General features: G+C 40.2%; 14 protein-coding genes. 1 reads left to right on the forward strand and 13 read right to left on the reverse strand.

Annotated features, from left to right (window positions below):
• Positions 1-6: 6 nt before the first annotated feature.
• From K0B81_02980 to K0B81_03030, 11 genes are all read right to left on the reverse strand, one after another.
• The gene (locus K0B81_02980) at positions 7-1,548 is read right to left on the reverse strand and encodes a YifB family Mg chelatase-like AAA ATPase (GenBank protein MBW6515565.1); all 1,542 of its coding nucleotides are present in this window, start codon (positions 1,546-1,548) and stop codon (positions 7-9) included.
• An 82-nt stretch (positions 1,549-1,630) separates the two neighbouring features.
• On the reverse strand, positions 1,631-4,027 hold the full coding sequence (locus K0B81_02985) for a lamin tail domain-containing protein (protein ID MBW6515566.1): 2,397 nt from the start codon (positions 4,025-4,027) through the stop codon (positions 1,631-1,633).
• A 109-nt stretch (positions 4,028-4,136) separates the two neighbouring features.
• Positions 4,137-5,705, reverse strand: a complete 1,569-nt coding sequence (locus K0B81_02990) for an NAD(P)H-hydrate dehydratase (GenBank protein MBW6515567.1) — start codon at positions 5,703-5,705, stop codon at positions 4,137-4,139.
• A gap of 1 nt (position 5,706) precedes the next feature.
• The gene (locus K0B81_02995) at positions 5,707-6,948 is read right to left on the reverse strand and encodes a HAMP domain-containing histidine kinase (GenBank protein ID MBW6515568.1); all 1,242 of its coding nucleotides are present in this window, start codon (positions 6,946-6,948) and stop codon (positions 5,707-5,709) included.
• Positions 6,914-7,696, reverse strand: a complete 783-nt coding sequence (mazG, locus tag K0B81_03000; protein MBW6515569.1) for a nucleoside triphosphate pyrophosphohydrolase — start codon at positions 7,694-7,696, stop codon at positions 6,914-6,916. The genes K0B81_02995 and mazG overlap by 35 nt, the downstream gene beginning before the upstream one ends.
• A gap of 64 nt (positions 7,697-7,760) precedes the next feature.
• A complete protein-coding gene (locus K0B81_03005; GenBank protein ID MBW6515570.1) occupies positions 7,761-8,732 on the reverse strand; it encodes a hypothetical protein in 972 nt (323 codons plus the stop codon).
• A gap of 29 nt (positions 8,733-8,761) precedes the next feature.
• Positions 8,762-9,145, reverse strand: coding sequence for a response regulator (locus K0B81_03010; GenBank protein ID MBW6515571.1), 384 nt, complete (start codon positions 9,143-9,145; stop codon positions 8,762-8,764).
• Complete coding sequence (locus tag K0B81_03015) at positions 9,139-10,029, reverse strand: phosphoribosylaminoimidazolesuccinocarboxamide synthase (protein MBW6515572.1); 891 nt, start codon at positions 10,027-10,029, stop codon at positions 9,139-9,141. Before K0B81_03015 ends, K0B81_03010 begins: the two co-directional genes overlap by 7 nt.
• The gene (locus tag K0B81_03020; protein ID MBW6515573.1) at positions 10,029-11,051 is read right to left on the reverse strand and encodes a hypothetical protein; all 1,023 of its coding nucleotides are present in this window, start codon (positions 11,049-11,051) and stop codon (positions 10,029-10,031) included. The genes K0B81_03015 and K0B81_03020 overlap by 1 nt, the downstream gene beginning before the upstream one ends.
• A 367-nt stretch (positions 11,052-11,418) precedes the next feature.
• On the reverse strand, positions 11,419-12,144 hold the full coding sequence (locus K0B81_03025; GenBank protein ID MBW6515574.1) for a DUF3883 domain-containing protein: 726 nt from the start codon (positions 12,142-12,144) through the stop codon (positions 11,419-11,421).
• A gap of 244 nt (positions 12,145-12,388) precedes the next feature.
• Positions 12,389-12,568, reverse strand: coding sequence for a hypothetical protein (locus tag K0B81_03030; protein ID MBW6515575.1), 180 nt, complete (start codon positions 12,566-12,568; stop codon positions 12,389-12,391).
• Between the two features lie 225 nt (positions 12,569-12,793).
• On the opposite strand from K0B81_03030, the gene K0B81_03035 reads away from it, so the two are divergent.
• Positions 12,794-13,894 (forward strand): ATP-dependent 6-phosphofructokinase, encoded by a 1,101-nt coding sequence (locus K0B81_03035; protein ID MBW6515576.1) that lies wholly within the window; start codon positions 12,794-12,796, stop codon positions 13,892-13,894.
• Positions 13,895-13,900: 6 nt separating this feature from the next.
• On the opposite strand, the gene K0B81_03040 is transcribed toward K0B81_03035, so the two are convergent.
• Together K0B81_03040 and K0B81_03045 are read right to left on the reverse strand one after the other, a co-directional pair.
• Complete coding sequence (locus K0B81_03040) at positions 13,901-15,175, reverse strand: T9SS type A sorting domain-containing protein (GenBank protein ID MBW6515577.1); 1,275 nt, start codon at positions 15,173-15,175, stop codon at positions 13,901-13,903.
• Positions 15,176-15,190: 15 nt separating this feature from the next.
• Positions 15,191-17,467 (reverse strand): TonB-dependent receptor, encoded by a 2,277-nt coding sequence (locus K0B81_03045; protein ID MBW6515578.1) that lies wholly within the window; start codon positions 17,465-17,467, stop codon positions 15,191-15,193.
• Positions 17,468-17,917: the final 450 nt, after the last annotated feature.

The following is a 17,917-nucleotide window of genomic DNA, read 5'->3' on the forward strand; positions in this document are numbered from 1 at the left end:
TTTATTCTATTCCCAATATTTTGCATCAAGATTGCGGTAGAGTACTGCTTCCCCTATATGGTTGGCTTGTATGTTTTCAGAATCTTCCAGATCTGCTATCGTTCGGGAAACTTTCAATATTCGGTCATAAGCTCTGGCAGATAATCCTTTCTTGAGCATTGCCATTTTCAATAGGTTCTTACTATCATCATCGAGCTGACAATATCGGCGCATCAGACGAGAAGTTAATTGGGAATTGCTATATATTTCTTCATCTTTATATCTTTCTAACTGTCTTCTACGGGCTTTATTTACACGTTCACGAATATTATTTGATCTGTCTCCGGTCGGCATAGCACCTAAATCGGAATACTTTACTGCAGGCACTTCTATATGTATATCGATACGATCTAATAATGGACCAGAAATACGTGATCGGTATCTTTGAATAGCGGAATATAGGCAACTGCATGAATGACTTTCCAGGTTGCTACCGAAATAACCACATGGACAGGGGTTCATAGAGGCAACAAGCATAAAACAAGCTGGGAATGAGATGCTATGAGCAGCTCGAGCAACATTGACAACTTCATCTTCCATCGGTTGCCTTAAAACTTCCAAGACAGATTTTTTGAATTCCGGCAGTTCATCGAGAAATAATACACCATTATGGGCAAGAGAAACTTCACCCGGCTTAGGGTAACTTCCCCCTCCAATTAGGGCAATATCGCTTATAGTATGATGAGGAGAGCGGAACGGTCTAATGTTAATTATACCTTCCTTATTTCCTGTAATTAAACCAGCAACAGAATGTATCTTAGTTGTAACCAATGCCTCTTCAAGTGTTAGCTCCGGCAATATTCCCGGCAAACGACGGGCCAACATTGTTTTTCCTGAGCCGGGAGGTCCGATCATTAAGATATTATGACCACCGGCAGCAGATACTTCTAAAGCTCTTTTTACTTGAAATTGCCCTTTGACGTCCGCCATATCTTCTAAGATCTCATTGGAAGGTGTGAAAAGACAGCTGTGATCTATTTCCAGTCTATTGATCTCGAGTTTGTCTTCCAAAAAGAGTACAACTTCACTAAGAGTATCAACCGGAAAGACATTCAACTCACTTATTATAGCTGCCTCTTTAGCGTTTTCGGGAGGTACCAGTATTCCATCCAGACCATCCTTTCCGGCAGAAACAGCAATAGGTAGAACACCTTTAACAGCTCTCAGTTTTCCATCTAAAGAGAGTTCTCCGACCAGGGCATATGATCGTAACTTTTTGGAATGAAGTTGTTTTGTCGCCTCTAAAATAGCAATGGCAGTAGGTAAATCTAAAGCAACGCCCTCTTTCCTCAAATCTGCAGGTGCTAAATTAACCGTACAGTGATAAGAAGGGAAACGAAATCCGGAATTAATGATAGCAGCAGAGACACGATCCCGACTTTCTTTTATTGAGTTCGAAGGAAGTCCGACAATGATGAATTTACTCAATCCCGGTCGTAAATCTGCCTCTACAGTAATCTGTTCGGCATCAATCCCATTGATAGCATAAGAAACAGTTTTTCCATACATGACAAACTCTCAAAAACGAATTCTCTAAAAGTATTGCATTTTTGTTTACTATAAGGCATATTAAGGGTAAAAGCGTCAAGCTTTATCTCCCGATTACAACAGTGCTCCGTTCTCTGTATATCTTTTCTGTGTCCCTACCAGTGGCTTCAAGCAAGATAATATATACTCCAACCGGAAGAGTCATGCCGTCTTCTCTTTTACCGTCCCAAATCATGTTTCCTTTGGCAGCAAAAATCTCCTGATCAATAATGGTATTGACTAATCTACCTTTCAGATCGAATATTCTACAATTAACTCTATTCAATCTCTCCGGTAGTTCAAAACTAATGATTGTTCTCTCTCCTCTAAAGGGAGAGAAAGGATTAGGGGAGAGGGATAGAGCTGTTTGAGTAGGAATGTATGGAGTAAAAATACTGTTCTGTTTACCTGGTGTGGCTCCATTCGGATTAATAGAATGAGCCCAGTTATCATTTGTTGATGGCAGGATAGGATTGATCCTCTCTGCTGAAACACCTCGAGTCTTACTCCAATCAGGATCATAAGTAAAATTCTCGAAGATATTACCAGAAGGGTCATATAAGGTTAACTCTTCTCCGGAAACATAGATTGTAGTTAATCCGGTAACTATCAGGGCATCATCAATAGTATAGTTTTGAATTATAAAAAGTGAATCTGCCGGATCATTAACTAGTATAATGTATTCATAATTGGATAATGGAACTTGAACGGTATATCTTTCGGTTTCTAAAGTCACTTTGAACAAATATTTGTAGAAATTGTTGACCTTGAGTTCAATCCATCTGGGATCACCAACAAAGGGAAGGAACATTATTTCATTGATTACCACGGGGAGCGCATTATTGCTATAATATGAGAAGCTATAGTTATTAGACGGATCAAGGTCCTCTACAGCTTCGATAATGTAACGAAATGTAGAGTATTCTGCAGTTGGCATTTCAGTCTGAAAGGAGATTATATCATTCTGAAAAAACATAAAGTAGTCTTCATAGAGCAATATTCCTTCGGTAGCTTCATCGTAATAAGCATAGCATCTGAGAGAGAATTCGTTGATATTGTTGTATCCGATATTGCTAATTACTAAATTGTGAAGCAGTGAACCATCCTCTTCTTGATAGAAACTATCAATAATTGCCAAATCAAATTGCAATGGTAGTAAACTGTTTGGAGCTGCCGGGGTTGACATATTGGGATGGACACTTCTATCCCATTCCGATTCATCATCATAAGGGTTTATCCTTTCTAATGAGACATCATGAGGGTAAGAAGCAGGAGCAGTGTATTCGGTATAATCGAAAATATAACCATATTGATCTGCAATGAATAACGTTTCACGATCATTATTGAGAATTGCCCATGATGTTGATTCAATAACTTTGTCGGGATCAATATAATGAAAAACATCAAGAAATTGTTGTTTATTTCGCACTATAACCATATATGTTTTAGGTGGTATAACACCACTGAAATTGGTTCTTGTTGCAGCAGCGTCTTCTAAGTAAAAATGGTCCATTATTATGGAAGACTCACTTCGGTTATAGATCTCAACCCATTCTTGATTACCGGCAGATTGTTTGAACATCAGTTCATTCAACACGAGAGGAGAAGAACCGGCAAGAAATGTAGTACTGAGATGATTATTGGAAAGATCTGGATCAAATTGATAAACTAAAAAGATATCCAAAAAGTAATACCCATCAACAAGATCATCAAGAAAAATGATCTCAGTTGAGTGGTATTCAGGGAGTAGTTCGGGTAGATAATGATATCCATATAATTCTTCATTAACGACTATTCTCAGATGTGCCTCGTTGTGTGCTATAGGAAAAATGCTTGGATTAACAACTTTTACGGAAATCCTTACTCTTCCTCCGATATCACTAACCTCTAAATCCTCCAGAGATAGATCAATAAGATAGTTATTACTATATCCCGGTGTTGGAATTGCACAAGAAAACCAATCATGAGCATTATTGTCAGTATCATACCCATCGGCAATACGGGCTAATGAATATCCTGAGGGTGTAGTGAGAGCGAAATAAAATGCTGGAGCAGTAATGTCATCGGGTAAGTTATTTATATTAGGTTCACCATAGAGGACTGTGTCAGTATATCCCGTAGTAGATGTTAAACGAATTCCAACCGTATTTTGTTCACCAGCAGGTAGTTGCAGTTCGGTGTAAATATCGGCACCTTCCACAAATTCTCCACCAATTAGGATAAAACCGTTAGGTTGGATGATTATGTTTGGCAGTGTAAACACGGGAATGAAAGATATTCCGGCAGTGAGAATTTGCCATCCTTGAAGATTAACCCCTACATCAGAGTTATTATACAACTCAATCCATTGATGACCGGGTTCGGTGTTGATAGGATTATACATCACTTCATTGATAACAACTGCAGCAAGACCATTTGTAATTATTAATAACAGGACTAAAGAACTTAGAAATAGCTTCATGTTAACCCCATTTTGTCTGTACTTTAACAAATACCGACAGAAGCCGGTGTTACCCTAAGGAAGACTGTTAAAAGCCCCCTGATTATGAATCTATTGTTTAAATATTATTTTAATCTTCTTCAAACATGTAATCGATGATATCGGAGGGGGTAATAGCGGGTGTTTGTTTGAATTCGGCACATTTTTCGGCGGTAGTGCCGAGGAGGTAAGAGCCGGAGACAGCAGCTTCGGCGGGGGAGAGTTTCTGGCCTAAGAAAGAGACGATGATGCCGGAGAGGACATCGCCACTGCCACCGGTTGCCAGTCCGTCATTGCCGGAGATATCAAAGACCTTTTGAGAGCGGTTGGCAAAGAGACGGGTTACCCCTTTGAGCAGCAGATTAACGTCATATTCGGAGAGGAACTTGTTGATGGCTGTCATGCTGTCTTGCAGGACCTCTTGATTAGAGACCTGAGAGATCCGGGCAAATTCTCCGATATGAGGGGTGAGAATGACCGGTCTCTGTTCGAGCCGTTTCAGCCAGTGAGGATAATGAGCCAGGATATTGAGGGCATCGGCATCATAGAGGGCAGGTTTCTGCCAAACTTTGGTGATCATATTGACCAGGGCAATGGAGAGCGGTGTCATTCCCAAGCCGGGTCCGATGAGGAGTACATCGAAGAGGTCAAGGGTTTCTAAAAACTTCTTTATTTCGGGCAGTTCAACCAGCTCATCGGCAAGGAAATTGTTCTTGATCAGGTCATCTTCTTCAGAGAAGGGTAGTGTTCTGGTCATTACTTCGATGAGGTTGGTCTCGTAGATGTTTTCCATACCCTGATGATGAAAGAGGGTGATCAAGCCGCTGCCGGAGTGTAGGGCTGCCTCGGCAGCGAGAACTGCTGCACCGGAAAAGCCGGGAGAACCGGCAATGATGGCTACTCTGCCATAATCTCCTTTATGATAATAAGGTTGACGTTCGGGATAGATGACATTGTCATCAGTGACCAGACAGGCAGCCGGTTGTTTGTCGGTCCAGACATCGAGAGGGATACCGATATCTATCGGGATGACGATACCGCAGTATTCTCTCCCTTTGCCTAAATAGTGTCCATACTTGGGTGCTGCCATAGTGAGGGTGATATCGGCACGGAAGGCGTGTTCAGTCCAGCCGGAATCGGTATCTAATCCGCTGGGGATATCTATGGCGAACTTGAGGGTATTGATATCATTTAGTTTTTCAAGGATCAGGGCGGTCATGTCGGGCAACTTACCCTGGAAACCGATACCGTAGAGGGCATCGATTATTGCCTCAAAGGTGGTCTCGGAATCATAGAAGTAATCGTCTGTCAGATCCTCCCACTCTTCAAGGTTGGAGATATGATAGACCGGGATCTTCATTTTGGTGAGGAGTTTATAGTTGGCTGCGGTTTCGGACGACATTTTATCGGTAGAGCCGATCAAGAAAACGATTGGGCAGAAGCCTTTGTTTTTAAGACAACGGGCAACAACGAAACCGTCACCGCCATTATTGCCGTGACCACAGAAGATAGCGACTTCACCTTTATCAGGTAGTAGTTCATGAATGATCTCGGCAGAGCCGCTGCCGGCATATTCCATTAAAATACGGGCATCAAGTCCCCATTCTCTGATGGTGACTGTGTCTATATCAACCATTTCTTGTCTGGACAGAATGTACATATCATCTCTCCGGTATAGATATTTCGATAGTCGAACCCTCTCCAACGACGCTATGAATGACGTGGATCTTGCCACCGTGATAATCTTCGACAATACGTTTCGCCAGACTTAAGCCCAAGCCCCAGCCACGCATCTTGGTGCTGACTCCCGGTTCGAATATCTTGTTAAACATTGATTTGGGAATTCCTTTCCCTTCGTCCTGTACGATTATATAGGTCTTATTCTTCTCCTGAAAGGCAATGACGATGATGCTGCCACCCTTCTTCTGCATGGCATCAATGGCGTTTTTGATCAGGTTTTCTAAAGCCCATTTGAGTAGATCGGTATCAACTTTCACAGTAACATCTTTGATCTTGCTGATCATGATGATATCAATTTTATGGGTGAGATGGGGTAACCGTTCTTTGAAATAATCAACAGATTCTTGAATGACATCATGCAGGATAACCGGCTTCAGCTCTATATCGGAGCCGATCTTGCCGAATCTATGAGCAACCTTACGAAGCTGCTCGACATCATTTTCCATAAACATCAGAAGTTTATGAATATCGGAATCTTTGGCATTGACCTCTGCCCTGTTTGACAGGACATCTATCCAGCCAAGCAGGGACGAGATGGGTGTTCCGAGCTGATGTGCCATCTCTTTTGCCATACCAACCCAAAGGATATCTTTCTCGTTACGCTTGAGATAAAAAATGGCATAAACACCGAAAAGAACAAAAAGAAGTACAAATATCGCTTCAATATAGGGCATCAGCCGTAACTGCCGCAATGTTCTCGATTCGCTGTAAAAGGCATAGTTGATGATACTGTCGGTTTGGGTTGTATAATAGAGAGGGATGATATTTCGGTCACTCTCCATTTTTCTCAGATTACGGAGCAGATTGTGCTGATCTTCCACAGCCAATTCATGGAATCGTTTCTCCTCATCAATGCCGACATTTTTCCAGTAGAGTGGAGTTTTATTACCATCGGTGAGGATGATCGGGTAGTCAATGTTAGTTATGATCTCTTCGAAAATATACTGGCTTAGTAAGCTTTCCCAATCATCTTCCGCCGAATAGCTGAAGAATCTAGCAAAGAGATTGGGAACTACCTGAGCTTCGTATCTGAAACCACTGAGCAGTGTGTTGGTGTATAAAATAAAGAAAATAAAGAGTAATACCGAACCAACAGCAAAATAGAGCTTAATTAGGTTGTTGGGGTATTTAAATATCTTTTTTGGATGCTTCCCAAAGATCATCTAATTTCTCCATTGAACTGTCATATATATTTTCGTTATTATTACGGTGATAATCCTCAATCTTCTGAAACCTCTTTCTAAACTTGGCAGATGCCTCTTTTAAAGCAGCTTCCGAATCAACTTCTACCTTACGGGCATAATTAACTACCGCAAAGAGCAGGTCGCCGATCTCTTCTTTGATTCTTTTCGGGTCTTGCTCTTTTTCAGCGGCACGTAATTCTCTTATTTCCTCTTCAATTTTGTCAAGAACCTCTTGCGGCTCATTCCAGTCAAAACCAACAGAAGCTGCTTTTTCCTGCATTCTCTGAGCATAGATCAAGGCAGGCATATTCTTAGGTATTCCTTCCAGGATCGATTTTCTTGTCTCCCGTTTCTCGTGATGTTTCAGTCGTTCCCAGTTATTTTTCACCTGTTGGGCACCTATTTTTTCTTTTCCTTTTATTTTATCAAATACATGGGGATGACGACTGACCAATTTTACCGTGATAGTCTTCAAGACATCGGCAAGAGTAAACTCTCCTCTTTCATGGGCGATCTGTGCCTGCATCAGAATATGGAGCAGCAGATCACCAAGCTCCTCTTTTAAGTGTTCCGAATCATTATTGTCAATAGCTTCGATCGTTTCATAAAGCTCTTCGATGAAATTTGGTATCAGAGATTGAGGTGTCTGTTTCACATCCCAAGGACAACCTTCAATCGGGTCTCTTAATTTTTCGACAATTTGCCGTAAAGAATCAAATTCCTGCATTTTATCCTCGCCAAGTTATTATATATCTTTAGAAAAGATCAAAGAGGTCTTGTAAAGTTCTTTTTCAAATAGGGTTTTCTTCGTTTTCCGGATTATCTTCCGGTAAATGAGAACTCTCCTCCTCAGGTTGCTGTGTATCTTCCCATGTTTGTTGGATCTTTTTATTCAGCCATTTCTTTCTTAGCCAGGCAAGAAGAAGGATAAACGGCAAGAGACTCCAAACAATGCCGGTAAAAGCGAGTAACATTTCGATACGGAATCTCTTTCTCAGATGTTCTTCAAAGGTACCTGAAAACCTATTGGGGGTCATGCCGAAAGCTCTTAAGAAGGTAATATTAAAATCCTTCGGTTCTTTCGAATACTGCCAGAGAGCATAAAATTCGTTTCGCTGATTGGCATAGAGGTATTTAACTGCCAAGCCGGACTTGGCATAAAAAGATCCCCAACGTATTCTGCTGGTGGGATATCTGCTGATCATTTCATTGAGAGTAAGACTATTTCCCAGCAGATAATCGCGGGCGTAGATAAGTTCCCGATCAAAAGTGAGATCACCGGAAAAGAAAACTGCCATTCCTTCATGAAACCATAAGGGAACATTGTAGAAATGAGAATCGAGAAAGAGGTGGATATATTCATGGAGAATTATTTTGCGTAAGCGAGAAAAATCCCTCAGATCTCGGGGATTGCGGATGTAGATCCTCTGGTGGGAAGAGATATAAACGGCTTCACTGAACTCGATTATACCCGAATATCCGGAAACAATGTGTTGATAGTATTCTCTGTCGGGAGCAATAATGATCTCGCCTTGGAGTTCCGGATAAAAGCCTAGAGAACGTTGAAATTCATAGATATCATTGAGGATCATAGGGAAGAGAGTTTCCATTAATTGTTTGTCTCTGGAGTGATAGCGGATGATAAGACCCTCTTCTGCTGTAGATTCAAAATCAGATAGATCATAAGAGTGCAATAAGGATAAGAGCAAGGCAATCAGAAAAAAAGAGCAAATAAAACGCGTATTTATATAGAAGGTTGTCATTATCTGGTATAAATCGAATAAGCGAGAGTTCACTCGATATTAAGTCGCTCCAGAATGAGTTTCACGAGATAGCCGGCATCAAAAGGTTTGAAGAGAACATCTTCAGCACCTAATCCTGCGTTGCGGGCATTTACTATAGTATGATTGGGATCATATCCGAAGCCGGTCATCATGATCACCGGCATCTCTTCATTCTGTTCTCTTGCCCGTAAAAATAGCTCATATCCGTCCATGTCAGGCATAGCAATATCGGTAATAAGAAGATCAATACTACCAGTCATGATCTGTTTGAGAGCTGAATATCCGCTATCAGTGGTAACAATATCCATTTCCGGGAGCAGCTTCTTGAGATCTTTCTCCAAGAATTCTAAAACACTAAGATCGTCATCGACGACCAATATTCTCTTTACCATACTTTTGCTTCGGTGCCGACTATTGTCTTATATGCCTGATAATACTTTTCGTAAGTTTTTTCTACCACTTCCTTGGGGAGTTCCGGTGCAGGGGGTTTCTTATCCCAGCCGGCATTGACTATATAATCTCTGATATACTGCTTATCATAGCTTTTGGGAGAGTAGCCGACCGAGTATTCATTTTTATCCCAGAATCTGGACGAATCGGGTGTCAGAATTTCATCGATCAGAATAATTTCGTTTTTCAGAGTACCATACTCAAATTTCGTATCTGCTAAGATGATATCCTTTTCAAAGAGGTACTTATGACCAGTTTGATAGAGCTCCAGACTGATAGATTTCAGGAATTCAGCGATCTTTTTGTCTGTCATCATCATCATATCCTGATAGGAGATGTTTACATCATTGCCGACTTCCGCTTTTGTTGATGGTGTAAAGAGTGGGTTCTCAAACTTTTGGCTCTCATTAACGCCTTCAGGTAGGATCATTCCACCGACAGTACTCTGTTTCTTGTATTCGCTCCAAGCAGAGCCGCTAATATAACCTCTGACTATACATTCAAAAGGGATAACCCGTGTCTTTTTGACCAGCATACTTCTATCAATTAACTCTTCTTTATAGGGGTGTAATTCGGGAGGAAACTCTTCTATCTTATCGGTAATGAAATGGTTTTTCACGATTTGTTCAGTCATTTTAAAGAAGAAAATTGAGATCTGGGTCAAGATCTTCCCTTTATTAGGAATAATAGTCGGGAAAACTACATCAAAAGCCGAGATACGGTCAGAAGTGACAATCAGCAAAGTATCACCGAGATCATAGATGTCTCTTACCTTGCCCTGGAAGTGTTTTTTTACTAATGGTAAATTACCAATACTTTCTGTCATTAAGCCTCCGAACGGAAGAAATTTTTAATGGTTAATAAAGAATTCTCGTATATTTCGTCAATCTTTTCAGGGTAAAGAGCAGAGAATTTTTTAAAGAGGATCCACATTTCCCGAAAACTCTCTTTGGGCAAAGCTAATTGTTCTCCCTTTTCATAGTCGTCAAAATAGTTGTTGATAGGGGAAAAGGTCTCGGTGGTAGTCCCTTCTGTAATGCTCTCCAGAAGACCTTGCCGAACTCTGTATTCAATCCCGTTGAGAGTGAAACTGCCGGTTATATGCTTAGCAGTATGAAAGAAGAGGAGATATTGATAGTATTTCTCTAAAACTGTAATACTCTCTTCTATTTCCAGTTCTTTCTCAAACTCCAGATTGTTCTGTAGCTCTTTGCGAACTTGATATAAATTTGCCAGAAGTTCATGATTTTCTGTTATGAGATGTTTTTCAAACAACTCACGAAGATCTTGCTTGTTCTCTTTCAGGCAGTATCCGGGACATCTCTGTTCCTCGAGTAAATTACAGGGGGAATCGCTGCCCGGACAGGCAGGAGTCTTGACTATTTGGTTAAAAGTGTTGATCACAACTAAAAGGAAAAAATGATCTGAAAATGGGCCAATGTAGAGCATTTTATCGATAGTATCTTCTTTAGCAGCCAGATATGGTGGTTCTTCAATATTGAGAGATAGATAAGGGTAATGGTCATATAATCTGATCTTCTTATGAAATTCGGGGGTTTCCTGTAATAGGAGACGTTTTTCTGTAATAAGAGCTTGCAATTCATCTTCGACAGGATAGCATACAAGAGAGTCGTATTTATCCAGCACAGGTTCCAGTGATTTTCTTTGGGGATTTTCTTTTGCTTCTGTCTCTACTAAGACATCTAAGAGCTTCTTTAGATCATTGGTCCTGATAAAAAACAGTGGTTTATTCTCTTTAAGGAATACCATCACCCCATCTTGAGCAGGGATAAAGATATCCTGACTCCCTTCTATCTCAGAACGACTAAATCTTAATATTGATTGCATAACCAAGAAGCTGATTTAAAGGGGCAAATCATGTCAAATGCTTTTGTGTGATACGTTAGCTTATTGAAGTTTGTCTCTGAGGAGATCTCTCACCTCCGAAAGAACTTCTTCTTTTTTTCTGTGGTGTATAATTTTTCCTTGCTATTCCTTCCGCTGGAGCATCCGTGTTCATTATTTTTTAATCTGTGTCTATCCGTGGTTAATGCTTGCTAATTCTACCAATGGACTTGCTATTCTCCCTCTGGCTTTCTCTCAGTCTCTCAGTCTCTCCCTCTCTTTGTCGATTTTTTCTCCTTCTGCTAGAGCTTCTGTGTAATCATTTTATAATCTGTGTCTATCAGTGGAATAATTAGTGTCTATTCGTGGATCAAGATCTTTTTACATCAAAGGTGGTCTGAGATACAGCTCTGATATCATCGCAATCTATAGCATATTCCTGCCTGTGAGTATCATAAGAGAAATTGAGTTTCAAATAAGGATTATAGACTATATGGATCTCTTCTTCCCAAGGATCAACACCACCTAAGACAATATAAAGAAAATAAATATTTTTATATTCTTTTGCTTTCTCATATTCTTTAGAAGAAACGAGAATCAGACCATCTGCCTCGATCTTGATCTTGACAAGAACATAGAATACAGTTTTCCTTTTTGAGATACGTAGATCATAACCGATCTGCTTGTCGGAAAAATCCTCCACAGAATATCCCAGTTTACTTAAATGACGAATAGCTGTCTTGATCGCCTTTTTATCATATTCACGAGCTGCTCCGGATTGCTCTAATGATTCCCAGACACTCATTTTCTTATGAGCCGGCTCTTCCTCGATAACGACATCATCTTCCGATTCAATTTCTACTTTTGCTCCTCTTCCGATAAGCAGCAGCATGGTAGCCCTGGCTGTATTTACTGCGGCGAAGATCAATATATAGTTGATTGTTGTAGGCACAGCTTCCAAGACTAACAATAACATGAAAAGACCATTAGCAACAAACCAAAAGGATGATTCGATGCATCCCGATCTCCATGAAGATGTCACTATTGTTATGTATAAAAATGACACCAAATAAAAGAAAAGAATTAGTTCGTACATATCTCTCCTTAATTAACAGGGTTATAAACAATATTCGATTATATCCACATCACAACTCAAAGGTCGGTAGCAGGTTCAACAAGTCAAGATTTTTAATCAGCGACTTGTCTTCCTTAGAAAAGGCAGGTTAAAACGATATATATATCTTTCAAATAGATAATAAGTTAGCATTCCTATTTGACTTTGCTAAAAAAGAAAAAGCCCTTCCAGAAGAAGGGCTGAAAACTGATATTGATATTCTAAATCATTCTTTCATACAGACTAATTTGCAGGCAATAGCCAGTACGAAGAAACTTATTGCTACATTGAAGAACTTAATAACGCTTGTTATTCCTAAGATAGTAACACCAGGAATAGCATTGATAATCCCGAGAATCATGAGAATAACCCCTACTAAGATAAGCAGCTTATTCACCATTTTCATCATTCACCTCCTCTCATTTTTGGATGATAGTCAAAGAAATCCCATAAATGTAACTATAATATTAAACAAGAGATCGCATTTATTTGTCAAGGAATAAGTTAGCTTGACGTTACTCATATCTAACAATTCTTTTATTAACTCAGAATTTAACAGCAATAAAAAACTGTTGACGCGGTTTTATACATCAATAGAATCACAAAAATTGATTTCTAATGGAGGTGATCAATGCGTCGAGTACTGGTTTTAACAGGTGGAGGAGACTGTCCGGGTTTGAATGCCGTGATCAGGGCGATCGTCAAGAGGGCGGCGAGAGAGAAGGATTGGGAGATCATCGGCAGTTATCAGGCTTTTGATGGCGTATTAAGAGAACCGACTGAGGTTATGATACTCGATAAGGTATCAGTAGCCGGCATTCATGTCAGGGGTGGAACGATCTTAGGGACGACCAATAAAGGCGGTCCATTTGCCTGGCCAGTCCAGAATTCCGATGGAACATGGAAGTCAGTTGATCGTTCTGATGAATTGATACGTAAATTACAGTACATGGGAATCGATGCGGTTATCAATATAGGGGGTGATGGATCTCAGAGAATATCACAAGCACTCTATGAGAAGGGTCTTAACATAATAGGGGTACCGAAAACGATAGATAATGATCTTAGTGTTACCGATTTTACTTTCGGTTTTCAGACGGCAGTACAGACAGCAACAGAGGCAGTTGATAAGCTTGTTACTACAGCAGCGAGTCATAATAGGATCTTGATCTTAGAGGTAATGGGACGTTATGCCGGTTGGATAGCTCTTCATGCAGCCATTGCAGGAGGAGCGGAGGTTTGTCTGATACCGGAGATCAACTATGATATAGATCTTGTTCTTAAGAGATTACAGAAAAGATTTTCCCGGGGTAAAGGATTCGCTAATATTGTTATCGCCGAAGGAGCCAAGCCGATAGGTGGTGAACGTGTATACCAGCAAAAGAGCAATGAAAAGGGGCAGGAGAAGAAACGGCTTGGTGGAGTAGCACTACGACTGAAAGAAGAATTAATAGCTGCCGGATGTGAAGGTGAGATCAGAGAAACTGTACTGGGACATCTCCAACGGGGGGGAATTCCCATTGCCTATGATCGTGTATTAGCTACTCAGTTCGGAGTTAAAGCGTTCGAGATGGTCTTAGAAGGAAAATTCGGCGAGATGGTTGCCTATAAGCATCCTAAGATCATCTCCGTTCCTATCAAAGAGGTGGTAAAGAAATACAACTATGTCGATAAGGATTCCTATCTGATACACACTGCCCGAGGGATAGGAATATCTTTTGGTGATCAATAGTTACCATTATTTGATAAGAGTTATTTTTCCTGTCTGATCTACCCCGTTTTTATTACTGAACTTTAACAGATAAACACCGGGAGCACATAGCTTTCCGGAGCCATCTTTACCATCCCAACTTATTGAAAAGCTGGAAGTTACGAGTTTTCTGATTCTTTGTCCACGTAGATTATAGATCGTGATCTCAAATTCTTCATCATTTCCATAAGGATCAGAGAATACTTTTATTTCTGCTTTAGCTTGAAATGGATTAGGATAGACCTTAAACATTTGTGGAGAAATGATAACATCCTCTGCTATGTTAGTTGTGGAAGGTCGAAATGCTATATCAACGGCACCCATAGCAGTTTGGTATGAGTTAAGAAAGTTTTCCTCCGCATCGTAAATCCTGACAATCGAATTTGACATGAAGTCTCCGGCATCAGCAACAAACAATCTATCTTCATAAATCGCTAAAGCCGAGCCACCAGTAGAAAAGAGATCATCAGAATCATATACGATCTCAAAGTCGGGAAGGTCATAGGCAAGTAATCCTGCCCCGAAAGCATCAGCAATATACACTCTGTTCCATGGTGAGAGGATGATATTGGTAGCATAGGTATTTAGGGGAATCTGTTCAACTATCTCTTGATCATCTGTGTTTATTACAACCACTTCTCCCATCACATCAAGATAGTTGCCGGAACAGACCAGATGCAGGAATCCGTCATTATCGACGATCATTCTGTAAGGGCTAAGAGGGACAGGAATAGTCGTTAGAGTGCTAAAGTCCTCTAGATCAATAACAGTCAATTCACCCGGGAGATAAGAGGGGTATTGATAGCCCGAATTAGCTACATAAAGCAGATCATTATAAACGATTAATCCCAAAGGTGCTACCCCGACAGTTAGTTCTGCTACTACAGAGTTTGTTGCCAGATCGATCTTATATACTTTATCAGTCAGCATGCCCGTAACATAGGCATATTCTTGGTGGATCAATAAATCATAAGGATTAGAATAGTTTTCCAGCTGAATGGTAACAGTTGTCGAACCATTTTCTATATCAATAACTTGAATATTACTATCTCCGGAATTTGTCAGATAGATATATCCGTCTTTGATAGCCATTTTGTTGGGGAATAGCCCTGTTAGGGCAAAAGTATTATTAACACTTTCTGTTGCGAGATCGATCCTTGAGATGGTTTGACTAACGCTGTTCAGCACAAATAGCTCAGCAACCAGACAGGTTATTAAGGTAGTTAAGATCATTAAACATAATAAGATTTGCATAGCTTTCATTTTTTTCTCCATTTATCAGTGATTATAGTTGATTTTCAGATTTAAAAGCCAGTTAAAGCCGGGCTGTGGGGTATAAGCATATATCTCATATCTTGTATCAAAGATATTGTTCAAAGTTAGAGATATTTGCCAATTGAGTTGCAGTTTTTCGAAGATAAGGCCAATTTCAACATTAGTCAGATTATAATCGTCAAGTGGCTGAATAAGCTGATCCGGGGTTGACCATTGAACTCCGGTATAGAAGTGGGATAATCTTACAAAGAATGGTTTGGGACGGATAGCAGCAGTAATATGCCAACTCTCTTCAGGGGTATAGAGGAGCTTTTTATCATAGAGATCAGAAGGGGAACCGTCTAAATTCCGTGACTTATTCAAAGCAGTAGTTTTCAGCCAAGAAAGAGATAGCTTAAAAAGATCATTAAATCGATAATCTGCAGAGATCTTCCAGTTACTGATCTCGGCTGCGGCAATATTTCCCGGCTTCCAACCTGTAATAGAACGATACCAATAGATAAGGTCATCGATCTTGCTCTGATGAAATTCTAGCCTGGGGGTTAAATTATACATAGTAAATTCACCGAAGGCATTATAATTAGTCGATTTCTCCATTTTCAGGTCGGGGTTACCTGTTGTTTGCGAATCCCCTTTCCAGTAAAGATCGTAAAAAGAGGGGAGACTGTAATTCTTACTGATCCCACCGCCAAGATTTAACAATATTGGATGAAACAGAGTGATGGCGGTATCATAACGGTATGATAAGAAATTATCCTTATTAACGTTGGAAGCACTATTTGTCGTTTCCCTTTGCCAAGTATCCCATCTGGCAGCTAAACTATGTGACCAATCTACATCTTTGATCGGAATGATAAGTTTAGCAACCGAAGAGAGACTATAATTCTCCTGTCTGATTTCCGGAAGGGAGTTGACTTCATTAGTCAACTCCTGATAGGAAAAATCTTCCCGATAGTATTCTGCTTGAAATTTCTGCTCATAATGTATCTGGTCCTCCAATAGATTATCAACAATATAGTAGTTGATCAATTGATTGATCAGATGATCAAATGGCGAGTAAATGCTCATTTGCAGCCCCATTTTATCATCAGAGTGTTTACTTATTATGTAATAATAGGAATTAGGTGCTCTGGTATTATCATACTTTGTTCTGTTTCGATGATGATAAAATATCAATTCCGGATTTAGCGAAGAGAATTGCCCAACAAACGAGAAGTAGTTATAGACGCTTAAACCATCTAATCGGGCATTTTGATAGAGGATCTCATAATTTGTCGGTCCGGGAAGCTTGTTAGCAAAATCGAAAAATTCCAGTTTATAGAGCGTAGTAAATTGCGAAAAATGCCCGCTCAAACGGAGATGCAGGTTTTGATAAAACTTGTCATTATACCTGCGGGTATTTTCGATATCATTGCTATCGTAGTAAACAAAATCATTTTTTGCTTGATTACGGTCTGCATAAAGACTGATCCCCAACCACTGCCGACGATGATAAAAAGATGCTGCAGTTTTATATGATCCAAAAGAACCAATAGTCTGAGAAAGAAATATATCATAGGAGTTGACGGGATGTTTGGTGTTGATATTGATCAGACCACCGATCGCTCCGGCTCCTTTGTAAGCAGCAGCACCACCTTTGATGATCTCGATACTCTCGATGATATCTGTCGGGATAGCAGAAATATCAAAGGGTTGTCCGCTGCTATTGAGAGGAACACCATCAAGCAGGACAAGGGTATGTCTGGTATGATGACCCAAAACAGATACAGTCTGCCTTTCCCCTCTCAAACTCAATCCGGTGATACTGATTTCCGGATACTCATTCATGATATCTACCAGATTCATTCCCCTCATTTCAGGAGTAATAGGAATGAACAGTCTCATCTGAGATAATCCAGAGATATTATCCTGTTCTCTGCGGATAGTAACATTAGGCAACTTAACGGCATCTCTCGTTAAAATGATGACCTCTTGTTCCCCTAAATCTCTGACATTTATACTGGCTAAATGATAACCGTAACGATAAAAGGTTAAACTCCATTCTTCGTGTGCATTCTCCAGATAGAACACACCATCTTCATCGGTGACTGTAAGATACCTCTCTTCACTCAGAATGACTACATTATCTATGGGTATCATCTCTTCCGAGACGACTCTACCGGATAAAGAAACAACCTCTGCTGAGAGAGTAAACATAAGACAACTAAATAGATAAATCCCAATAACTACTTTTTTGTAGCCAGTTAGAAAAATATTGATCCAACTTAATATACTTCTCATTTTTTTATCTTTCACATATATCTTGTTTATCTATAGGGCGATTCATGAACCGAGGAAATTTCCTCGTAGTGGCTGCTTCCGAGCTTGACGAAGTCAATCGCCCATACATAGTTTTTTTCATCCATTTAATCTGATTTTTCTGTTAAATCCGTGTTCCATTTATTCCTGCTATTCCTTCCGCTGAAGCGTCTCAATCTTTTCTCAGTGTCTTCTGTGCCCTCTGTGTCTCCATGGTTAATTCTTTTCCTTGCTTGTCTCCGAAAGCACCCTTTATAGATGCCATATGATAGCCTGCGACTTTAGTCGCAAGTATGGGTCGAATACCCATACTGGGTGGTGGGTGGGAAAAGATCCGTTGAGGATATCATCCATAACCAGACACTGAAGTGTCTGGCTATCATATTTCATACCCCTGCGGGGCATGATAAAAGACTTTTTCTTCACCTTGTG

The organism is Candidatus Cloacimonadota bacterium (assembly GCA_019429305.1).
Classification (GTDB): Bacteria; Cloacimonadota; Cloacimonadia; order Cloacimonadales; family JAJBBL01; genus JAHYIR01.